19 protein-coding genes and 1 pseudogene are annotated in these 20,717 nt (G+C 71.4%); 15 read left to right on the top strand and 5 right to left on the bottom strand.

Annotation, left to right across the window (positions count from 1 at the left end; all coding sequences use genetic code 11):
• Positions 1 to 25 precede the first annotated feature (25 nt).
• From GA0115233_RS02315 to GA0115233_RS02340, 6 genes and pseudogenes are all read left to right on the top strand, one after another.
• Positions 26 to 1,288: an ArgE/DapE family deacylase gene (locus GA0115233_RS02315; RefSeq protein WP_093718339.1), complete on the top strand. Its 1,263-nt coding sequence runs from the start codon at positions 26 to 28 to the stop codon at positions 1,286 to 1,288.
• A gap of 73 nt (positions 1,289 to 1,361) precedes the next feature.
• Positions 1,362 to 1,994, top strand: coding sequence for a hypothetical protein (locus GA0115233_RS02320; RefSeq protein WP_093718340.1), 633 nt, complete (start codon positions 1,362 to 1,364; stop codon positions 1,992 to 1,994).
• Between the two features lie 159 nt (positions 1,995 to 2,153).
• A complete protein-coding gene (locus tag GA0115233_RS02325) occupies positions 2,154 to 2,738 on the top strand; it encodes a sigma-70 family RNA polymerase sigma factor (RefSeq protein ID WP_093718341.1) in 585 nt (194 codons plus the stop codon).
• A gap of 113 nt (positions 2,739 to 2,851) precedes the next feature.
• Positions 2,852 to 3,100, top strand: a pseudogene (locus tag GA0115233_RS02330) (PaaI family thioesterase); the annotation flags it as partial.
• 153 nt (positions 3,101 to 3,253) lie between these two features.
• A complete protein-coding gene (locus GA0115233_RS02335) occupies positions 3,254 to 3,751 on the top strand; it encodes an NfeD family protein (RefSeq protein WP_093718342.1) in 498 nt (165 codons plus the stop codon).
• Positions 3,752 to 3,804: 53 nt separating this feature from the next.
• Positions 3,805 to 5,334 (top strand): SPFH domain-containing protein, encoded by a 1,530-nt coding sequence (locus tag GA0115233_RS02340; protein WP_093718343.1) that lies wholly within the window; start codon positions 3,805 to 3,807, stop codon positions 5,332 to 5,334.
• A gap of 91 nt (positions 5,335 to 5,425) precedes the next feature.
• Here the strand turns inward: GA0115233_RS02340 and GA0115233_RS02345 are convergent, their stop codons facing one another.
• Positions 5,426 to 5,950: a hypothetical protein gene (locus GA0115233_RS02345; RefSeq protein ID WP_093718344.1), complete on the bottom strand. Its 525-nt coding sequence runs from the start codon at positions 5,948 to 5,950 to the stop codon at positions 5,426 to 5,428.
• A 162-nt stretch (positions 5,951 to 6,112) separates the two neighbouring features.
• Between GA0115233_RS02345 and GA0115233_RS02350 the strand changes: the two genes are divergently transcribed.
• Entirely contained in the window at positions 6,113 to 6,994 is an 882-nt protein-coding gene (locus tag GA0115233_RS02350; RefSeq protein ID WP_093718462.1) for a universal stress protein, read from the top strand.
• A gap of 377 nt (positions 6,995 to 7,371) precedes the next feature.
• Here GA0115233_RS02350 and GA0115233_RS02355 read toward each other — a convergent pair whose 3' ends face one another.
• Positions 7,372 to 8,010, bottom strand: coding sequence for a hypothetical protein (locus GA0115233_RS02355; protein WP_176711612.1), 639 nt, complete (start codon positions 8,008 to 8,010; stop codon positions 7,372 to 7,374).
• Positions 8,011 to 8,302: 292 nt separating this feature from the next.
• On the opposite strand from GA0115233_RS02355, the gene hemL reads away from it, so the two are divergent.
• The 8 genes from hemL (at position 8,303) to GA0115233_RS02400 (ending at position 16,448) form a co-directional block, all read left to right on the top strand.
• Positions 8,303 to 9,619 carry a glutamate-1-semialdehyde 2,1-aminomutase gene (hemL, locus tag GA0115233_RS02365; protein ID WP_093718346.1) on the top strand — a complete coding sequence of 439 codons (1,317 nt, stop codon included), beginning with the start codon at positions 8,303 to 8,305 and terminating at the stop codon, positions 9,617 to 9,619.
• Entirely contained in the window at positions 9,616 to 10,308 is a 693-nt protein-coding gene (locus tag GA0115233_RS02370) for a histidine phosphatase family protein (protein WP_093718347.1), read from the top strand. The genes hemL and GA0115233_RS02370 overlap by 4 nt, the downstream gene beginning before the upstream one ends.
• 139 nt (positions 10,309 to 10,447) lie before the next feature.
• A complete protein-coding gene (locus GA0115233_RS02375) occupies positions 10,448 to 11,704 on the top strand; it encodes a polysaccharide deacetylase family protein (RefSeq protein WP_093718348.1) in 1,257 nt (418 codons plus the stop codon).
• Between the two features lie 90 nt (positions 11,705 to 11,794).
• Positions 11,795 to 12,385, top strand: coding sequence for a TlpA family protein disulfide reductase (locus GA0115233_RS02380; protein ID WP_093718349.1), 591 nt, complete (start codon positions 11,795 to 11,797; stop codon positions 12,383 to 12,385).
• Between the two features lies 1 nt (position 12,386).
• The gene (locus tag GA0115233_RS02385) at positions 12,387 to 13,157 is read left to right on the top strand and encodes a cytochrome c biogenesis CcdA family protein (RefSeq protein ID WP_176711613.1); all 771 of its coding nucleotides are present in this window, start codon (positions 12,387 to 12,389) and stop codon (positions 13,155 to 13,157) included.
• 3 nt (positions 13,158 to 13,160) lie between these two features.
• The gene (locus GA0115233_RS02390; RefSeq protein ID WP_093718350.1) at positions 13,161 to 14,885 is read left to right on the top strand and encodes a cytochrome c biogenesis protein ResB; all 1,725 of its coding nucleotides are present in this window, start codon (positions 13,161 to 13,163) and stop codon (positions 14,883 to 14,885) included.
• Positions 14,882 to 15,991: a c-type cytochrome biogenesis protein CcsB gene (gene ccsB / locus GA0115233_RS02395; protein ID WP_093718351.1), complete on the top strand. Its 1,110-nt coding sequence runs from the start codon at positions 14,882 to 14,884 to the stop codon at positions 15,989 to 15,991. Before GA0115233_RS02390 ends, ccsB begins: the two co-directional genes overlap by 4 nt.
• Positions 15,992 to 16,046: 55 nt before the next feature.
• Positions 16,047 to 16,448, top strand: coding sequence for an SRPBCC domain-containing protein (locus GA0115233_RS02400; protein ID WP_093718352.1), 402 nt, complete (start codon positions 16,047 to 16,049; stop codon positions 16,446 to 16,448).
• Here GA0115233_RS02400 and GA0115233_RS02405 read toward each other — a convergent pair.
• From GA0115233_RS02405 to GA0115233_RS02415, 3 genes are all read right to left on the bottom strand, one after another.
• Positions 16,445 to 17,992 carry a hypothetical protein gene (locus tag GA0115233_RS02405; RefSeq protein WP_093718353.1) on the bottom strand — a complete coding sequence of 516 codons (1,548 nt, stop codon included), beginning with the start codon at positions 17,990 to 17,992 and terminating at the stop codon, positions 16,445 to 16,447. The genes GA0115233_RS02400 and GA0115233_RS02405 overlap by 4 nt on opposite strands.
• Positions 17,992 to 20,064: a hypothetical protein gene (locus tag GA0115233_RS02410; protein ID WP_093718354.1), complete on the bottom strand. Its 2,073-nt coding sequence runs from the start codon at positions 20,062 to 20,064 to the stop codon at positions 17,992 to 17,994. The genes GA0115233_RS02405 and GA0115233_RS02410 overlap by 1 nt, the downstream gene beginning before the upstream one ends.
• A 166-nt stretch (positions 20,065 to 20,230) precedes the next feature.
• Entirely contained in the window at positions 20,231 to 20,680 is a 450-nt protein-coding gene (locus GA0115233_RS02415) for a nucleoside deaminase (protein ID WP_176711614.1), read from the bottom strand.
• Positions 20,681 to 20,717 lie beyond the last annotated feature (37 nt).

Raw genomic sequence — 20,717 nt, forward strand, 5'->3', positions numbered from 1 at the left:
GGGGTCCGGGCTCTAGCATCCGGCCATGCTGAGCCGTGAAGAAGCCCGCGCGCTGGCCGAGGTCGACGAGGCCGCCGTAGCCCGCACGCTGCGGGAACTCATAGCGATCCCCAGCGTCACCGGCACCCCCGCCGAGTCCGAGCTCCAGCACCACCTCGCCCGGCGCCTGGAACTGCTCGGCCTGGACGTGGACCTGTGGTCCATGGACCTCGACGCCCTGCGGGCCGACCCCGGCTTCCCCGGCTCCGAGGCCCCCCGCGACGAGGCCTGGGGCCTGGTCGGCACCACCGGCGGCGACGACGGGCCGACCCTGATCCTCCAGGGCCACGTCGACGTCGTACCGCCCGGCGACCTCGCCACCTGGGACGGCGACCCGTTCGTCCCCCGCGTCACCGGAGACCTCGTGCACGGGCGCGGTGCCTGCGACATGAAGGCCGGACTGACCGCCCACCTCGCCGCCCTCGCCGCGATCCGGGCGGCCGGGCTGCGGCTGCGCGGACAGGTCGCCGTGCACTTCGTGGTCGGCGAGGAGGACGGCGGCATCGGCGCCTTCGGCACCCTGCGCCGCGGTCACCGCGGGGACGCCTGCGTCATCGCCGAACCGACCGCGGGCCGGGTCATCACCGCCAACGCGGGCGCCCTGACCTTCCGGATCGCCGTACCCGGCAGGTCCGCCCACGGCAGCTCGCGCGAACAGGGCGTCAGCGCCATCGACGCCTATCTGCCGCTGCACCGGGCGCTGGCCCGCCTGGAGACCGAGCGCAACCGCGACCCGGCACCGCTGATGGCCGAGCACCCGATCCCGTACGGGCTCTCCGTCGGCACCCTGCGCGCCGGGGACTGGGCGAGCAGCGTGCCCGATCTGCTGGTGGCCGAGGGACGGCTCGGGGTGCGACTGGGGGAGGAACCGGCCGACGCGCGCGCCGAGTTCGAGCGGTGCGTGGCCGAGGCGTGCGCGGCGGACCCGTGGCTGCGGGAACACCCCGCCGAGGTCACCTGGCCGGGCGGGCAGTTCGCGAGCGGGTCGCTGCCCGAGGGGCACCCGCTGGCGGACCTGGTGCGCGGCGCGAGGACCGACGCGGTCGGCGGCGCCGAGCCGGGCGTCCACGGGGCCACGTACGGCAGCGATCTGCGGCTGTACGCGGCCGAGGGAATCCCCACCCTGCAGTACGGGCCCGGTGACATCCACGTCGCGCACAGTGCGCGGGAGCATGTCTCGGTGACCGAAGTCGCGGACGCTGCGCGGACGTTGGTGCCGGTGATCCTGCGGAGTGTGGGGACGCGGTGAGCGGTGAACCGATCGCAGGGCGCGGCCGTACCCACGGCTGACGAACCACGTCCGGATGCGAGGATGAGGCGCCATGACAGCAGGGCGGTGCACTCGCGCGTTCAGGGCCGCGGTGTTCGCGGCCGTGTGCGTGCTGCTCGCCGCGCTGGGGCACGTCCTGATGTCCGGCAGCCATGTGCCCGCGTGGGCACTGGCGGCCGCCGTGGCCGCGACGGGTGCCGTCGGCTGGCTGCTGGGCGGGCGTGAGCGGGGGCTGCCGCTGGTCGTGACGGTGGTCGTGGCCGCGCAGTCCGGGTTGCACTCGGGGTTCTCCTGGGCGCAGTCGGTGTCCTCCGGGACGGCCGACGGTGCGGGTGAACACGCCCTGCACATGAGCCATATGGGGCACCACATGAGTGCCGGTGCCGATGCCGGTTCCGGTGCCGACGCCACGGCGGTCTCCTCGCCCGGCATGCTCGCCGCCCACCTGCTCGCCGCCCTGCTGTGCGGCCTGTGGCTGGCATACGGCGAACAGTCGGCGTTCCGCATCCTGCGGGCGGTCGCCGGATGGCTGGCCGCGCCGCTGCGGCTGCTGCTCGCCCTGCCCGTACCGCCCGAGCGGCCCCGCCCGCGCGCCGACCGCGGCGACGCCGAGCGCGTGCCGTGTCTCCTCCTCGCCCATGCGATCACCTCCCGGGGTCCGCCGGTGGGGCCCGCTGTCGCCTGACGACAGCCGGTGCCAACGGCCGCTTCCCGCGGCCGTATCCCCACGTCACCCACCGGTCGCGGACCGGCCCCCGTGCCTGTCCGTGCTCCGGACGATCCGAAGGACACCCAGGTGATCGCTTCTGCCGTACCCTCAGCCCTGCCTTCAGCCGTACCTTCCATGGGACCGCCCGCGCCCGACGACTCGATAACCGCGTCGGCGCTCGCCGCCGGGGCCGGTGACCCGGCCGCCGTCGAGCAGTTTGTGCGCGCCCTGCACCGGGACGTGCTGCGCTACGTCGCCTACCTGTGCGCCGATCCCCAGGCTGTGGACGACCTCGCGCAGGACACCTTCCTGCGCGCGCTCGGCAGTCTGCACCGGTTCGAGGGCCGCTCCTCGGCCCGCTCCTGGCTGCTGGCCATCGCCCGGCGCGCGGTGGTCGACAGCTACCGGCACGCCGCCGTACGCCCCCGGCTCGCCGACGTGGCGGACTGGCAGCTCGCCGTGGAGAACGCCCAGCCGCGGGGCGTGCCCGGCTTCGACGACGGAGTCGTCCTGCTGGATCTGCTGTCCTCGCTGCCCGCCGAGCGCCGTCAGGCGTTCGTCCTGACCCAACTGCTCGGCCTGCCCTACGCGGAGGCGGCCCGCGCGGTCGACTGCCCGGTCGGGACGGTGCGTTCGCGGGTGGCGCGGGCGCGAGCGGAGCTGCTGCACCTGCTGGACGAGTCGCGAGAGCCGGCGGAACCGGTGCTTCAGGCGGCTTGATCCGTACGCCGGGGTGCCGGTGCCCCCAAGGGCCCGGCACGCCCGGTGCCATGATGACCGTGGTGGTGCCGTGACGTCCGTGGAGTTCCTGGAGGAGCGCGCGTGGAGGACCCGACAGCGCCGGGGGATATGCCGCGTACACCCTCTTCCCCGAGGACTCCGACGTGCTCACCGTCGAGTACAAGATCAACCTGCTCGCCCCGGCCGTGGGCGACCACCTGGAGGCGATCGGCACCGTCCTCAAGTCCGGCCGCACCCTGACGGTCTGCCAACTGGAGGTCTACGGCGTCCGGGACGACCGCCGCACACTCGTCGCCAACGGCCAGCAGACCCTGATCAGGGTGTACCCGCGGAAGCGGTGACGAGGGGAAATCCGGGCCGCCGGTTCCAGTGTCGGCTCGGCATTAAACGCGGGATAAAGATTGCCGGAGAACGGCAGTGAAGGCACTCCGCTGAACGTGTCATGCTCCCTTCCGTCGGAGGTCGGCGGCAGAGGCGGGAGGGGGAGAGCGCGCATGGTCTGGTTTCTCGGACTCGGTACAGCGGGGGTCGCGCTCCTCGCCCTGTCGCTGGTCTTCGGCGGGGTGCTGGACGGCGCGTTCGAGGGCGGGCTGGACGGGTGGCTGTCGCTGCCGGTGGTCGCCGGGTTCACGGCGATGACCGGTTTCGCCGGGGCCATCGTCATGGGCGTGACCCACGCCCCGCCCGCGGTCGCCGGCACGGCGGGTGCCGTGTGCGGAGTGGGGACGGCCTGGCTGACGTACCGCTTCAGCCGTGCCCTGATGCGCGACCGGACGGCTCGCACCCCGAACGGGGACGATCTGGTGGGGGCGCCCGGCAGCGTGGTCACCGCGATCCCCGCCGACGGATACGGCGAGGTGCTGCTCCGACTCGCGGGCCAGCCGGTGAAGTTCGCCGCGCGCAGTGCGGGCCCGGTGGCCCGGGGCGCCGAGGTGTGGGTCGAGTCGGTGCCGTCGGCGACCTCGGTCGTCGTGCGCCCGGTGACCCGCTGACCTTCTCTCTCTTTCTTCTTTCTTTCCCTAGTACATGAATCGGGGGCAGTGCCATGAGTCCTGTCGTTTTCGCGGTGGTGGGAGTCGTCGTACTCCTGGTGCTGCTGGGCCTCGTCGTCATCACCCGCTACAAGGTGGCCGGGCCGAGCGAGGCGTTCATCGTCACCGGCCGGCGCGGCAAGAAGGCCACCGACCCGGAGACCGGGCGGGTCTTCACCGACAACAGCGGCCAGAAGGTCGTGGTCGGCGGCGGTGTGTTCGTCGTGCCGTTCGTGCAGCAGAAGTTCACCCTCGACCTGTCCTCCCGGCACATCCCGGTGGCGGTGCGCGGCGCGGTCACCCTGCGCGGGGTGAAGGCCAACCTGGAGGGTGTCGCGATCGTCAAGGTCGGCGGCACCGAGGACTCCATCCGGGCCGCCGCCCAGCGGTTCCTGATGCAGCAGGACGGCATCGTCGGCTTCACCCAGGAAGTGCTCTCCGGCGCCCTGCGCGCCATCGTGGGCCGGATGTCGGTGGAGGACATCATCCGCGACCGGGCCGCGTTCGCCGGCCAGGTAGCCGAGGAGGCGGAGGCCAGCCTGTCCGGGCAGGGCCTGGTGCTGGACGCCTTCCAGATCCAGGACATCACCACCGAGGGCTCCTACCTGGAGGACCTCGGCCGCCCGGAGGCCGCGCGCGCCAAGCAGGAGGCCGACATCGCCGAGGCCGTGGCCCGGCGGGCCGCCGAGCAGGCCCGGCTGAAGGCGGAGGAGGAGATCGCGGTCGCGCAGCGGACGTTCGCGCTGAAGCAGGCCGAGATCAAGGCGGAGACCGACGAGGCGGCGGCGCGAGCCGCGGCGGCCGGCCCGCTGGCCGAGGCGGCACGGCGGCAGGAGATCCTCGCCGAGCAGGAGAAGGTCGCCGAGCGGCAGGCCGCGCTGACCGACCGCCAGCTCGACACCGAGGTCCGCAAGCCCGCCGACGCCCGCCGGTACGCCGCCGAGCAGGAGGCGGAGGCCCGTCGCGTGGCCCGCGTCAAGGAGGCCGAGGCGGAGAAGGCGGCGGGTATCGCCGACGCCCAGGCCGAGGCCGAGCGGGCCCGGCTGACCGGTGAGGGCGAGAAGCAGCGGCGCAGCGCGCTGGCCGAGGCCGAGGCCATCGAGGGCCTGCGGCAGGGTGAGGCCGAGCGTGCCCGGCGTGCGGCGATCGCCGAGGCCGTACGGCTGGAGGGCGAGGCCGACGCGGCGGCCATCGGGGCGAAGGGTGCCGCCGAGGCGGAGGCGATGCGGCTGAAGGCGGACGCGTTCGGGCAGTACGGCGACGCGGCGGTCCTGCAGATGCTCGTCGAGGTCCTGCCGCAGGTCGTGGCGAAGGCGTCCGAGCCGCTGAGCGCGGTCGACAAGATGACCGTGATCTCGACGGACGGCGCGGGCCGGATCCCGCGCGCGGTGGCCGACAACGTGGCCCAGGGCCTGGAGCTGCTCGGCTCGACGACGGGCGTGGACCTGGCGGAGCTGCTGAAGGGCGTGACCGGCAAGCGCACGGAGGCGCCCGCGCCCGCTCCGGCGGAGCCGCTGAACGGGAAGGTGGAGATCACCGGCTGACGGCCGGTGGCCCGCACGGGCCCGCTCGCCGTACGACGGCGGGCGGGCCCTTTCCCGTTGCCGGAACCCGGCAACGGGCTCGGGGCAGCCCTCAATGCCCGGCGACGACCTTCACCATCACCACCCCCAACCCGATGGCGGCGTCCACGACCGCCGCGACGACGGACGGCAGCACCCCGTTCCCCATCCGCCGCCCCCCGATGAACCCCCACCCGGCCAGCGAGGCGACATCAACGCCCACGGAGATCCACAGGGCGGTGGACAGCCCGAGCAGCCCGATGGCGGACAGGGCGATCATCACGAGCGGCCCGACGGCGGAACTGAGCAGCGGCCCGGTGGCGTAGAGCAGCTCCCGCACCTCGGCGCGGGTGGGCGTGCGCTGATGGACGACCCGGTGGGCCTGGAAGTCGGCCACGACGGTCGCCAGCCACAGACCGAGCGCCGTACAGGCGACGAAGACGGCGGCCGTGGAGTACCGGGTGTGGGTGTTCTGCGCGAGCCCGACCAGCACGGCGAGCATGGTGATCGTCGCGTAGACCCGTTCCTTGACCCGCTCGACGAGGGTGTCGGGGCGAGGGGCGGCAGCCGGCGGACGCCCGGCGTCGGACTCGGACATAGCGGAACGGTACGGCGGGGGGAGGGCTGTGCCGGGGCGCGACGCGCGAGCCGGGAAACAGGGCCGGATGGCCCCGACGACGGCTGTTGGTCCCATGGCAGGCGGCGGCGGGGCGGGCGACCCTGGGGTTGAGAAGCGAGGCGTCTGGACGCGGGAGAGATGATGAGCGGTCTGGTGGTCGTGGGTGTGGACGGTTCCGCGTCGAGTCTCGCGGCGGTGGAGACGGCCGCGCGGGAGGCGCGGTGGCGCGGGGCGGGGCTGCGGGTCGTGCACGCGTTCTTGTGGCCGGCGATGCATGTGCCGCTGGGCCCGTCACCGCTGGGTCCGCCCGAGGGCGGCGTCCGGAACATGGTGGAGGACCTGGTGGCCGAGGCGGTGGCCCGCGCCAGGAAGACGGCGCCGGAGGTGGAGGTCTCCCACACGGTGGTGACGGGCGAGCCGCTGACGGTCCTGGAGGCACAGTCCCGGGCGGCGGAACTCGTGGTGGTGGGCTCCCGGGGCATGGGCGGATTCGTGGGCCTGCTGGTGGGCTCGACGGCGGTGCATCTGGCGTCGCACGGCGGGTGCCCGGTGCTGGTCGTGCGGGAGACGGGCGACGCCAACGGTCCCGTGGTCGTCGGTGTCGACGGCTCCCCCAAGGGCGAGGCGGCGATCGACTTCGCCTTCGCGGAGGCGGCCCAGCGCGGCACCGGCCTGCTCGCCCTGCACGCCTGGACCACCTGGAACGCCCCCCTGCCCGCCCCGCCGGACCCGAACCAGCCGTACGCGAGCCCCCGGGGCGAGTTGCAGGCAACGGAGGAACGCCTCCTGGCGGAGGCCCTCGCCGGCCACCGCGAGCGCTACCCGGACGTCCAGGTCGAACAGCGCCTGATCCACGGCCCCACCCGCGAGGCCCTGATCGAGGCCAGCCGCACCGCCCAGCTCCTGGTCGTGGGTGCCCGCGGCCGGGGCGGCTTCACCGGCCTCCTCCTCGGCTCGGTCAGCCAGGCGGCCCTGCATCACGCGGAGTGCCCGGTGGCGGTGGTACGCGGGTCCGCACCGTGAAGGCCCTGGTCAGGCTTCCGGCCGCAGGACAGTAACCGGAGTCGTACGACGTCGTTGGCGGCCCGTGAAGAAGATCATCTCCGCCGCCGCCCTGGTCCTCACGAGCCTCGTACTCGCCACGCCCGCCCACGCCGACGAGCCCGATTCCAACTTCGGATCCGGGGTCAACGCGGCCAACAACTGAAACTTCTCCGCCGCCTCCGTCTGCTTCCAGGAGCTGGCGGTCGTACCGGTCGGGGGAGCGTGGACGGGTAACACGACCAGTCACTGCGTCAACGGCGACGTCCTCGACCACACCCCCTGACCAACACCCACCCGACTACGACCGCGGGGCCCGACGCGCACTCAGGCGTCGGGCCCCGCAGTATGAGGATGACTCACGGCCACACAAGGCAGTACGGCTGATGCCCCGCCTCATGCAACCGATGGCTGAAGTCCTGCCACTCGTGCAGCAGTTGGTACACGTTGAACGCGTCCCGCGGGCCGCCGCGGTCCGGGACCGTGGACCAGATGAAGGCTGCCGCGCCGACCGCTTCCTCGCCTATGCCGCGCAGGGGGTCGACGACGGTCATGGGGAGTTTGACGACGGCGTAGTCGGGGTGCAGGACGACCAGTTCCAGGGGTGGGACCTTGTGCAGGGGGACGCCCTCGATGCCGGTCAGTACCATCGCGGCCATCGTCTCCGGCTTGATCTTGGTGAACATGCCGTTCATGCCGAGCTCGTCGCCGCCGAGTTCCTCGGGGCGCATCGAGATCGGGACGCGGGCCGCGGTCGCGCCGTCCGGCGCGCCGAAGTACTTGTACGTCACCCCCACCCGACCACCATTCCTGCTCGCCGCCCGGAGCCGGTCGACGCGTCGGTCGATCCGCTCGGGGTCCGTCTGTCCGCTCTGTCCGCCCTGTGATGCCTGACGTGCTTCGGTCGCTTCCTCCGCCTCGCGTCGGTGCCTTCCCCGCCGGGCACGACGAGGACCCAGGTCATCAGTCCCCTCGCCCAGTCCGCCACCGCGATGCATATCTCCACCCGACTGCTTTTCTAGGACGCGTGGCCCCCGCCGCGCAACCCGATCATCGTGTCAGTGACCTCCCCCACGGTCGCTCGCCGAAACGTGCGTTGAAACACCTGTCCGCAGGATCTTGCACCAGTCCCCAGTTTCGCAGATCGCGCGGGGGCGGGGACTGGATCTCGGGTCAGTAGGGGGAGGCGGGGAGCGGCCCGGCGGTCGTACGCGCCCCCTGGCCTACCCTGAGGAGGTCACTGGCAACCGGAGTCCGAGCACTCGGAGAAGGTCGGAGAAGTCGCAGGAGATGAGCTCACTGCCTTATTCATACGATGCGCCTGAGTCGCAGGCTCTGTTCGACCGTGCTGCGGCAGTCACTCCGGGTGGTGTGAACTCCCCGGTGCGCGCCTTCCGCGCCGTGGGCGGTACGCCCCGGTTCATGGTGTCCGGCAAGGGTGCCCGGCTGACCGACGCCGACGGGCGCGAGTACGTGGACCTGGTGTGTTCCTGGGGGCCGATGATCCTCGGGCATGCGCACCCGGAGGTCATCGCCGCCGTGCAGGAGGCCGTCGCGCGCGGTACCTCCTTCGGTACGCCCGGTGAGGGCGAGGTCGCGCTCGCCGAGGAGATCGTGGCGCGGGTCGCGCCCGTCGAGCAGGTGCGGCTCGTCTCCAGCGGCACCGAGGCGACCATGTCCGCCATCCGGCTGGCCCGCGGCTTCACCCAGCGCTCCAAGGTGATCAAGTTCGCCGGTTGCTACCACGGCCACGTCGACTCCCTGCTCGCCGCCGCCGGGTCCGGGGTCGCGACCTTCGCGCTGCCCGACACCCCGGGTGTCACGGGCGCCCAGGCCGGCGACACGATCGTGCTGCCGTACAACGACCTGGAGGCCGTGCAGGAGGCGTTCCACCGGCACCCGGGCGAGATCGCCTGTGTGATCACCGAGGCGTCGCCGGGCAACATGGGCGTCGTTCCGCCCCGCCCCGGCTTCAACCAGGGGCTGAAGGACGCCTGCCGGAAGAACGGCGCCCTGTACATCTCCGACGAGGTCATGACCGGCTTCCGCACCAGCCGCGCCGGTTGGTTCGGGGTGGACGGGGTGGTCCCGGACCTGATGACCTTCGGCAAGGTCATGGGCGGCGGCTTCCCGGCCGCGGCGTTCGGCGGGCGCGCCGACGTCATGGCGCACCTGGCCCCCGCCGGGCCCGTGTACCAGGCCGGCACCCTCTCCGGTAACCCGGTCGCCACCGCCGCCGGTCTCGCCCAGCTGCGGCTCCTGGACGACGCGGCCTACGACAAGGTCAACGCCGTCTCCGAGGAGATCCGGGGCCTGGTCGGCGAGGCGCTCACCAAGGAGGGCGTCGCGCACCGGATCCAGACCGCGTCCAACATGTTCTCGGTGTTCTTCACCGACCGTGAGGTCCGTGACTACGAGGACGCCCGCAAGCAGGACTCGTTCCGCTACACCGCGTTCTTCCACTCCCTGCTGGCGAACGGCGTCTACCTGCCGCCGTCCTCCTTCGAGTCCTGGTTCGTCTCCACGGCCCACGACGAGCGGGCGGTGCAGCAGATTGCCGACGCCCTTCCGGCGGCGGCCCGCGCGGCGGCGGAGGCCACGGCATGAGCGACGTCAGCAGCGACCAGGACATCACCGTCGTCCACCTGATGCGGCACGGCGAGGTCGCCAACCCCGACGGCGTCCTCTACGGCCGGCTGCCCGGCTACCACCTCTCCGAGCTGGGTCGTCAGATGGCCGACCGGGTCGCCGAGCACCTCGCCTCCCGCGACATCGTCCATGTCGGCTCCTCCCCGCTGGAGCGGGCGCAGGAGACGGCGACGCCCATCGCCAAGGCGCACGGGCTGGACATCGTCACCGACGAGCGGCTCATCGAGGCCGACAACGTCTTCCAGGGCAAGACCTTCGGCGTCGGCGACGGCGCGCTGAAGAAGCCCGCCAACTGGAAGCACCTGGTCAACCCGTTCAAGCCGTCCTGGGGCGAGCCGTACTTCGAGCAGGTCGTACGGATGATGGGGGCGCTGGACACCGCCAAGGACCGGGCGCGCGGGCACGAGGCCGTGCTGGTCAGCCATCAGCTGCCGATCTGGATCGTGCGGTCCTTCGTGGAGAAGCGCCGGCTGTGGCACGACCCGCGCCGCCGCCAGTGCACGCTGGCGTCCCTCACGTCCTTCACCTACCGGGGGGACAGGATCGTCTCGGTCGGGTACAGCGAGCCCGCCATCGATCTCGTGCCCGTCCATCTGCGGGCCGGTGCGAAACCGGCGAAGGGCAAGAGCAAGGCATTCGGGGCGTAATGCGAATCCTCAGGGCATAGCGCATCACCGGTCCGATTCCATGGCAGATGTTGTGAATCACATGTGATCCACAGGAACCGCCCCGTTCCGTGCGTCCTCTGAATGGGTGACCAGCAGAGCACGTACGAACGGGGATGCCATGCGCACTCTCACCCGCAGGGGAGCACTCGGACTCGGCGTCGCCGGGGCCGCCGCGGCCGGACTCGCCGGCTGCGGCGCCCTCAAGTCGTCAGACGGACCGGACCCCTCCGGAGGTTCCGCCGACCGCAAACCCGCCGGTTCCAAGCCCGGGTCGAAGCCCGAGTCGAAGCCCTCCGCGAAGCCCATCGGCGACGGCTCCACCTCCTACACCGGCAAGCAGCCCAAGCAGCCCGCCAAGCCGGAGCCGCTGGAGCCGGGCCAGAAGCCGCCCCAGTTCGTCGTCTTCTCCTGGGACGGCGCCGGTGAGGTCGGCAACGGGCTCTTCCCGCGCTTCCTGGACCTCGCCGCCGAGCACGGCGCGCACATGACCTTCTTCCTCTCCGGGCTCTATCTGCTGCCCGAGAGCAAGAAGCGGCTCTACGAACCCCCGAACAACCAGCGCGGCGCCTCCGACATCGGCTACCTCACCGACGACCACATCAAGGACACCCTCAAGAACGTGCGCCGCGCCTGGCTGGAGGGGCACGAGATCGGCACCCACTTCAACGGCCACTTCTGCGCGGGCTCGGGCTCCGTCGCCAACTGGACCCCGCAGCAGTGGCGCAGCGAGATCGACCAGGCGAAGTCCTTCGTGAAGGAGTGGCGCACCAACTCCGGCTGGACCGACCTGCCCTCGCTGCCCTTCGACTACGACAAGGAACTCGTCGGCGGCCGTACCCCCTGTCTGCTCGGCCAGGACAACCTGCTGCCCACCGCCCGCGAGCTGGGCTGGCGCTACGACGCCTCCTCGCCCGGCGGCCGTCAGGTCTGGCCGACCAAGAAGAACGGCCTCTGGAACCTGCCGCTCCAGCAGATACCTTTCCCCGGCCACAGTTTCGAAGTCCTGTCGATGGACTACAACATCCTGGCCAACCAGTCGATCAACTCCACGAACGCCCCCGCCCACAACTACCCCGGCTGGCGCGAACAGGCCACCAACGCCTACATATCCGGCTTCAAGCGGGCATACGAGTCAAACCGGGCACCCTTCTTCATCGGCAACCACTTCGAGCAGTGGAACGGCGGCATCTACATGGACGCCGTCGAGAAGGCCCTCAAGCACATCGCGCGTGAGAAGGAGAAGGGCGAGGACGTACGCCTGGTCTCCTTCCGGCAGTTCGTGGACTGGCTGGACGTACAGCCGCCGGAGGTGCTCGACAAGCTGCGCACCCTCGATGTCGGGCAGGCGCCCGCCGGGGGCTGGAAGAAGCTGTGAGAGGGCGTCGAAAGGTGATCTGATATGCGGGTTTTCACCTGCAAGGGGGGGTGCGCAAGATCCCCGGAACGGACATGCGAAACTTTTCACATGAGTGCCGCCAGCCGTACCCCCCTGACCCTCGCCGGTGCCGTCGTCGCCGCGCTGCTGCTGTCCGCGTGCAGCTCGGGCGGCACGTCCGGGGGCTCCGGAGGCACCGGGTTCGTCATGGGCGAGGACGGCATCGCGACCGTCAAGAAGGGCGAGCGGGACGCGGCACCCGACCTGTCCGGCGAGACCGTCGACGGTGAGCAGCTCGACCTCGCCTCCTACCAGGGCAAGGTCGTCGTACTGAACATCTGGGGCTCCTGGTGCGCGCCCTGCCGCGCCGAGGCGCCGATCTTCGAGAAGGTCTACCAGGATCTCAAGAAGGACGGCGTGGAGTTCGTCGGCATCAACACCCGCGACGCCACCGTCCAGAAGGCCCGCGCCTTCGAGGAGGACCGCGGCGTCACCTACCCGAGCCTGTACGACCCCACCGGCAAGCTGATGCTGCGCTTCAAGAAGGGCACCCTCAACCCGCAGGCCATCCCCTCCACGCTCGTCATCGACCGGGACGGCAAGCTCGCCGCGCGCTCCCTGGCCGGGCTCGGTGAGGAGAACCTGCGCAAGATGATCGCCCCCGTCCTCGCGGAGAAGTGACGTGAGCACCCTCACGACACTGGCCGCCACCGGCACCAACGAGACAGTGATGAGCGGCGCCCTGCTGCTCGCGCTGCCCATCGCGCTCCTCGGCGGCCTGGTCTCCTTCTTCTCCCCGTGCGTCCTGCCGCTGGTCCCCGGCTACCTCTCCTACGTCACCGGCGTCACCGGCACCGACCTCGCCGAGGCCCGCCGCGGCCGGATGGTGGCCGGCGCCTCCCTCTTCGTCCTCGGCTTCACCGCCGTCTTCGTCTCCAGCGGCGCCCTGTTCGGGTACTTCGGGGACACGCTCCAGGCCAACAAGGGCGTCCTGAGCAACGTCCTCGGCGTGCTCATGATCCTCATGGGCGTCTTCTACATGGGGCTGATGCCCTGGATGACCCAGCGGGAGTTCCGCTTCCACAAGAAGCCCGCCGCCGGACTGGCCGGCGCTCCCCTGCTCGGCGCGCTGTTCGGCATCGGCTGGACGCCGTGCATCGGCCCGACCCTGTCCTCCGTGCTCACGCTGTCCGCGCAGCAGTCGAGCGCGGGCCGCGGCGCCATACTGACCGTCGCCTACTGTCTCGGCCTCGGCGTGCCCTTCGTGCTCGCCGCGGTCGCCTTCCGCAAGGCGCTCGGTGCCTTCGGGTGGGTCAAGCGCCACTATGTCTGGGTGATGCGCGTCGGCGGCACGATGATGATCGTGACCGGCGTGCTGCTGCTGACCGGTGCCTGGGACAGCCTCGTACAGGACATGCAGTCCTGGTCCAACGGCTTCACTGTGGGGATCTGAGGAATGAGCGAGACGACAACCGACCGCGCCGAAGAGCAGGATCTCGGCGCCGCCGGCTCCCAGCTCTCCACCGCTCCCACCGAGGAGCTGTCGAGCGTCCCCGCGCTGGGGTTCGTCGGCTGGGTCCGCTGGTTCTGGCGGCAGCTGACCTCCATGCGGGTCGCGCTGCTGCTCCTGCTGCTGCTCGCGCTCGGCGCGATCCCCGGCTCGCTGATCCCGCAGACCGGCTCCGACGAGACGAAGGTCGCCGACTTCCGCGAGCGGCACGAGGTGCTCGCGCCGGTCTACGACAAGCTCGGCCTCTTCCACGTCTACAGCTCGGTGTGGTTCTCCGCGGTCTACATCCTGCTGTTCGTCTCCCTCATCGGCTGCATCGTGCCCCGCACCTGGCAGTTCGTCGGCCAGCTGCGCGGCCGTCCGCCGGGCGCGCCCAAGCGGCTGACCCGGCTGCCCGCCCACACCACCTGGCGCACGGAGGCGGAGCCCGAGCAGGTCCGCGAGGCCGCGCTCGCGCTGCTGAAGAAGAACCGCTTCCGCGCCCACATCGCCGGTGACGCCGTCGCCGCCGAGAAGGGCTACCTGCGGGAGGTCGGCAACCTCGTCTTCCACATCGCGCTGATCGTGATGCTGGTGGCCTTCGCCTGGGGCCAGCTGTTCAAGATGGAGGGCAACAAGCTGATCGTCGAGGGCGGCGGGTTCGCCAACACCCTCGTCCAGTACGACGACTTCAAGTCCGGCACCCTCTTCAGCACCGACGACCTGACCCCCTTCTCCTTCGACCTGAAGGACTTCAAGGGCACCTACGAGCCCTCCGGCCCCAACAAGGGCACCCCGCGCACCTACCAGGCGTCCCTCACCTACGCCGAGGGCGCGTACGGCAAGGAGAAGTCCACCGTCGTCAAGGTCAACGAGCCGCTGGAGATCGGCAGCTCGAAGGTCTACCTCACCGCCCACGGCTACGCCCCCGTGATCACCGTCCGGGACGGCAAGGGCAAGGTCGTCTTCAGCGACGCCGTGCCGCTGTTGCCGCTCGACTCCAATGTCACCTCCTCCGGTGTGATCAAGGTGCTCGACGGTTACCGCAACGCCAAGGGCGTCGGCGAGCAGCTCGCCTTCCAGGCCGCCTTCCTGCCCACCTTCGAGGCCGGCAACGAGGTCTCCTCCGCCTTCCCCGCCCTGCTCAACCCGGTGCTCAACCTTGAGGCGTACCACGGCGACCTGGGCGTCGACTCGGGCATCCCGCAGAGCGTGTACCAGCTCGACAAGAAGCACATGAAGGGCTTCAAGGACGCCAAGGGCAAGCAGCTGCGGCAGAACCTGCGGCCCGGGCAGACCATGAAGCTGCCGGGCGGCGCGGGCTCGGTCACCTACGAGGGCACCAAGGAGTGGGCCAACTTCCAGATCACCGAGCAGCCCGCGAGCGGCTGGGCGCTCACCGGTGCGCTCGCCGCGATCTTCGGTCTGGCCGCCTCCCTGTTCATCCAGCGCCGCCGGGTGTGGGTGCGGGCGGTGAAGGGCGCCGACGGGGTGACCGTCGTGGAGATGGCCGGGCTCGGCCGCAGCGAGTCCGCCAAGGTGCCCGAGGAGCTCGGCGACCTCGCCGGGACCCTGTACGAACAGGCGCCGGGTGCGCCGGACCCCGATGAACCGGCCGTTGACGCGCCGGACGACACTGAGCAGACCACCGCAACCGACTCCGCTGTACCTGCCGAAGGGGCTGAGAAGTGACTCTCGCCGCCGCTACCAACGAGAACCTCGCGAACCTCAGCAATACGCTGATCTACTCCGCGATGGCCGTCTACACCCTGGCCTTCTTCGCGTACATCACCGAGTGGCTCTTCGGCAGCCGCAGCAAGGTCGGCCGCACGGCCGCCGCGCTGACCGCGTCCGCGAAGACCTCGGCGGCTCCCGCGGTGACGGTGAAGAAGGGCGGCGGGACCGCCGTACTGGAGCGCCCGAAGGTCGTCGTGCGGGCGACGGGGAACACCCGTGACGTACCGGACGGGCCGGGCGCGCACGGCGGGGACGAGCAGGGCGACCTCTACGGGCGTATCGCCGTGTCCCTGACTGTGCTCGCGTTCCTGATCGCGGCCGGTGGTGTGCTCACCCGGGCCCTGTCGGTGCAGCGGGCGCCGTGGGGCAACATGTACGAGTTCAACATCACCTTCTCCACGGTGGCCGTGGGTGTGTTCCTGACGCTGCTGGCGCTGAAGAAGAACGTGCGCTGGCTCGGGCTGTTCCTGACCACGACGGTCCTCCTGGATCTCGGTCTCGCTGTCACTGTCTTGTACACCGAGAGTGACCAGTTGGTTCCCGCCCTTCACTCGTACTGGTTGTACATCCACGTCTCCACGGCGATCCTGTGCGGCGCGGTATTCTACGTCGGCGCGGTCGCCACGCTGCTGTACCTGTTCCGCGACTCCTACGAGAACAAGCTGGCGGGCGGCGGTACGCCGGGCCGGTTCGCGTCCTCGTTCCTGGACCGGCTGCCCGCGGCGGCCTCGCTGGACAAGTTCTCCTACCGCGTCAACGCGGCCGTCTTCCCGCTGTGGACGTTCACGATCATCGCGGGCGCGATCTGGGCGGGCGACGCGTGGGGCCGCTACTGGGGCTGGGACCCCAAGGAGACCTGGTCCTTCATCACCTGGGTCGCCTACGCCTGCTACCTGCACGCCCGCGCCACGGCCGGCTGGAAGGGCCGCAAGGCCGCCTACCTGGCCCTGGCCGCCTTCGGCTGCTGGCTCTTCAACTACTACGGCGTGAACATCTTCGTCTCCGGCAAGCACTCCTACGCCGACGTGGGCCTGGGCGCGCTGCACTCCGTGGGGTTCTGAGGCCCGGTTCGCGAGAACAGGTGCACGATTCCCGTCGCGGGGCCACGCTGGAGGCATGTCCGGATCCATTGAGCAGGGCATGAGTCAGGTGCAGGGGAGTACGCACATCCTGCATTTCCTGGTGCGGCTGCCCGGACGGATGGAGTCGGTGTGGCCGGTGTTCTCCACGGCCGAAGGGCTCGCGAAGTGGTTCACGGGGGTCGATCTGCTCGAACCCCGGCTCGGCGGGGCCGTCACCCTGCGTGAGGTGGGGGCGGGGAGGGTGACCGCATGGGACGTGGACCGGGTCGCGGAGTACACCGTCGGGGACGGCGGCCGGATCCGGTTCCATCTGGAGCGGGACGGGGACGAGGGCAGCGCGCTGCGGTTCACCCATGAGTTCCGGGGTGAGCGGGAGTCGGAGGAGCGCTGGCGAGAGCGATTCGAACGGTTGATCCAGATTCTGGACGCGTCCTAGGACGGCGGCAGGCACTCCTTCGCCGGTGGCTTCTCCTCCGGCCAGGCGATCTTCACGAAGCGCGCCTTCCCCTCCGGCGTCAGCTCCACGATCGGTACCGCCTTGTCGTACGGGTTGCCGTGCGCGTCCAGGCAGATCCACCCGCTCGCGCCGTACACCCGCAGCGGCCCCTTCACCTGCGGCCACTGAAGGCCCACGTCCGCGAGCCGCGGCACCATCCTGCCCTTCGACGTGGCCCGCTGGATGCCGGTGACCGCCAGCCGCATGGCGTCGTACGCGATGATCAGCTGGCCGTCCTCCAGGGACACCTCGCCGATCGGCCCGACCGGCCTGCGCGCGGCCGTGGCCACCAGCTCCGCCAGCTCGGCCGCGTCCGCCGCCGAGCCCCCGGACTTCGCACCGTCCTCCGCCCAGGCGTCCGGATGCGCCAGCGCGGTGTAGCGCACCGACAGCTTGTGCGTGAGCGCGCTGCGGTCCAGCTCCTTGTCCCCGGTGAGGTACGACGCCTCGTCACCGGTGAGCACGGTGAACTTCCGGTGCTGGCAGGACCGGTTGCCGAGCTCGTTGATGAACTGCCGCAGTTGCGTGTGGCGTCCGGCGAACAGGATCGTGTCCGTCTCCGGAGCCGTCCCGCAGACCAGGGACGCGATCTGCCAGAACGTGTTCGCGGTCGTCCCCTCCTCGCTGCGGTCAGTGGGCGGCGTGAACGGCTGCGGCTCGTACGGCGAGCCCGCGAGGAGCTTCATGAACGACTTCTGCAGCGTCCGCGTGTACGGGTCGCCCGGCTTGTCGTACACCAGCAGCGCCCGCCCCGCCGTCACATCGGCGAACGAGGTCAGCGCACGGGCCTCGTCGGTGTTGGTGGGGGAGACCCGCGCCAGACCGGGGAAGGGGTCCTTGCCCCCCTGCCCGTTGGCGAGGTTGTCGGCGGTGATGGAGCTGCCGATGACCGGGATCCCGCGCTTGGTCAGCTCCTTGACGGCCCGCTTGTTGTTCTCGGTGCTCATCCCCACCCCGGTGACCGCCCGCAGCCGGTCGGGGCTCTTGGTCATCTCCTCCAGCCGGTCGACCGTGAACTCCCAGTGCGCCCCGGTGGCCCCGGGGTTGGCGAGGACGAGCCGGATCGCCGGGGACTTCCGGTTGGACTCGTGGTTGGCCCGGTACTGCGCCAGATAGGCGCCCTGCATCTCGTGCAGCACATCACCCAGGTTGTCCGGGTCGGACGCGGTGAACGGCTCCAGCAGCGCCACCGTCACATAACTCCCCGGCTTCAGCGACCGGTTCTCCCGGTCGATCGCCCGGATCACCTCCCGAAGCTGCGGCCGGTCGAAGTCGTAGGCGGAGGTCGACACCCCCACGCACTCCTCGCTGCCCTCCGGCCGCTCCACCCCCGGCGCGCAGGACCGGTCCTCCCGCGCCAGCGCGCCCACCCCGAACCAGCCGCCCACCACCAGCGCGGCCGTCACCAGCAGGGCCAGATACCGGCGCAGCGGGATCTCCCAGACGTCCTCGCGCAGCCACGTCCACACGCCTGTGCGCGCCATCACGCCTCCCCCTCGCCCTCGTCCGGGATGTGCGGTTCCCGCCCCGCGAGGGCGTCCTCCGGCCAGTCCCGCGACGCCCGCCACAGCAGGGCGTTCCCGGCGGGCCGCAGATTGGACAGCTGCTCCAGCTCGAACCGCAGCCGCTGCCCCACCGTCCGGTCCGGCAGGGTCAGCGGATCGGTCAACTGCCATACGGCGTGCAGCAGTCGCCGCACCCGCAGATGCAGCGCCGCGTCCGCGCCCTCCGGCGGCTCGTGCCCGGCGTCGGTGCGGCCGAGCGCCACCGCCGTACGCCGGTCCTCGCTACCGCAGTGGTCGCGGCCGTCGGCGTCGTGCGCGTGGAAGTAGGGCGCCGAGGCGACGAACCGCAGCGCCGCCAGCCACTCGCGGGCCGGCAGCGTGGTGAAGGAGTCCCTCAGGTAGGCCACCGCCGAATCCGCTGAGCCCAGGGCGAGTTCGTGGTGCAGCCGGTAGCGCACCTGCTCGTCCGCCGGGTCGGCGTAGTGGTCGACGAGCGTCTCGTGCGCCTTGCGCCACTGCCCGTGGTCGGTGTCCCGGTGATGCAGCCGGAGCAGCAGCAGCGTCCGTACGAACGGGTCGCCGACGAACTGCCCCGGCACGGCGGGCAGTCCCTCCGTCGTCAGCCGCTCGCCCAACGCCCGTACGTCGGCGGGCCCGAAGTGCTCCGGGAGCAGCGCGCGGGCCAGCGCGCACGCCGAGTCGTGGTCGTGGGCGGCGGCCAGCACCGTCAGCTCGTCCAGCCGGTCCGGCGGCACCAGCCGGTCCAGCAGTTCCAGGTAGGCGGGCCTGCCGTCGTGCTCGGGGTGCACGCGCAGATCCGCGGTGAGCAGCTCGCCGAGCGAGGACGCCTCGGTCGGGTGCTGTGCGGCGGCCTCCGCGACCAGGGTGATGCCGAGCGGGTTCCCGCCGGTCAACCGGTGGGCGGCCTGCGGGAGTTGGGGCGGCACCGTAGGGTCCGCGCCGACGATGTGCAGGGTGTCGTCACCGCTCAGCGGCGGCAGCGACACCACCAGCGCCCGTGAGGACGCCGAGCCGGGTTCCGGGGTCCAGTCGCTGCTCCGGGCCAGCTCGGGCAGGGCCCGCCGGGTCGCGTTGCGCAGCGCCGGGCGCCCGTTGCCCCGTACGGCGGCGAAGAACACGACCTGGTCGCCGACGCCCTCCGTCCGGTCCCGCAGCACGGCCTCGATCAGGCCGGGGCCGGGCGCGGTGTGCGCGTTGTCCAGCAGCACCAGCGGCCGCCCCAGCCGCTTCATCCGGGGCAGTACGCCCGTGTAGGCGTCGGTGAGATCGGCGCGCAGCGCCCGCACCAGATGCCGCTCGGCGTGCTCCCGCGAGGTGCCGCCGGCCCGGAAGTGCCCGGAGAGCAGGATCAGCCCGCGCCGGGCGTTGTCACCGGCGTTGGGATAGTCCCGGTACCAGGCCGAGGCCCGCTGGTGGCGCCGTCCCGCGAACCCCTCGGACAGGGACTCCAGGGTCGCCTCCACCGCCGCCGACAGCAGTGGCCCGGTACCGGTCGCCGCCGCGACCACCTTCGCCGCGACCCGGCCCGCCCAGCGCCCGGCGAAGCCGCCGACCCAGGACCCGCTCTCGTTGAGCAGCAGGATCCGCTGCACCTCGCGCCGTATCCGCTCGGAGTCCGCGTCGCCCCAGCCCCCGGCCGCGACCGCCACCAGCCCCGACATCAGCCGCGGGAACTGGATCCGCCCCGCCCCGGTCACCTGCTCCGCGAGCTGCTCGGCGAGCACCAGCAGCGCCTGCGACACCGGTGACCACGCCTCGGCGGGCCGTCCGGTGGGCGGCGCCGCGAACTCGGGGTCCTCGCAGTCGATCAGCCCGACCGGGGTGTGCCCCTTGTACGACTCCCGCAGTTCCGCGAGCACCGCCGTCTTGCCGAGTCCGCGCGCCCCGGACAGCACGACCAGCGGCGGTTCCCGGGGATGCTCGTACGGCGTGACCCGGTGCTGGTGCGGGCGCAGGCCCACGAGCCGGGGGGCCAGCCCGGCCGGATCGGTCTCGAACAACGCCCCGCGCCCGTGCAATCGTCTGCCCACCGCTTCTCCCCCCGAGGCGGTCGCTGTCGATCCAACCGTGGTGCTGCTCACGCGTGAGATCTACCAACACCAGAGTAAGTAGGGGGAGTTGATTCGGACTAGATCGCACGGTGTCCGTTGGATTACGAATTTTGCGGGTTGTCAGCCGGTGTCGATCGAATCCCGCTTACGCACCGATGTCCTCATGCCACAGCTCGGGACGTTCCCGGATGAACTCCCGCATCATCGCGACGCAGTCGGCGTCGTCGAACAGCACGATCTCCACCCCGTGCTCGGCCAGCCAGTCGTGCCCGCCGTGGAAGGTGACGGCCTCCCCGATCACCACCCGCGAGATCCCGAACTGCCGCACCAGACCGGAGCAGTACCAGCAGGGCGAGAGCGTGGTCACCATCGTCGTGCCCCGGTACGACCGCTGACGCCCCGCCGCCCGGAACGCGGCCGTCTCCGCGTGCACGGACGGGTCGTCGTCCTGCACGCGCCGGTTGTGCCCCCGCCCGAGCAGTGTGCCGTCGGCGCCGAACAGTGCCGCCCCGATCGGGATACCGCCCTCGGCGAGCCCCGCGCGGGCCTCCGCCACGGCGACCGCCAGCCAACTCCGTGCCTGTGCCTGATCCATACGTCCCACTGTGCACGAGCGCCCCTGGCCCTGCGCG

The sequence above is a fragment of the Streptomyces sp. DI166 genome (genome assembly GCF_900091315.1).
GTDB lineage: Bacteria > Actinomycetota > Actinomycetes > Streptomycetales > Streptomycetaceae > Streptomyces > Streptomyces fuscus.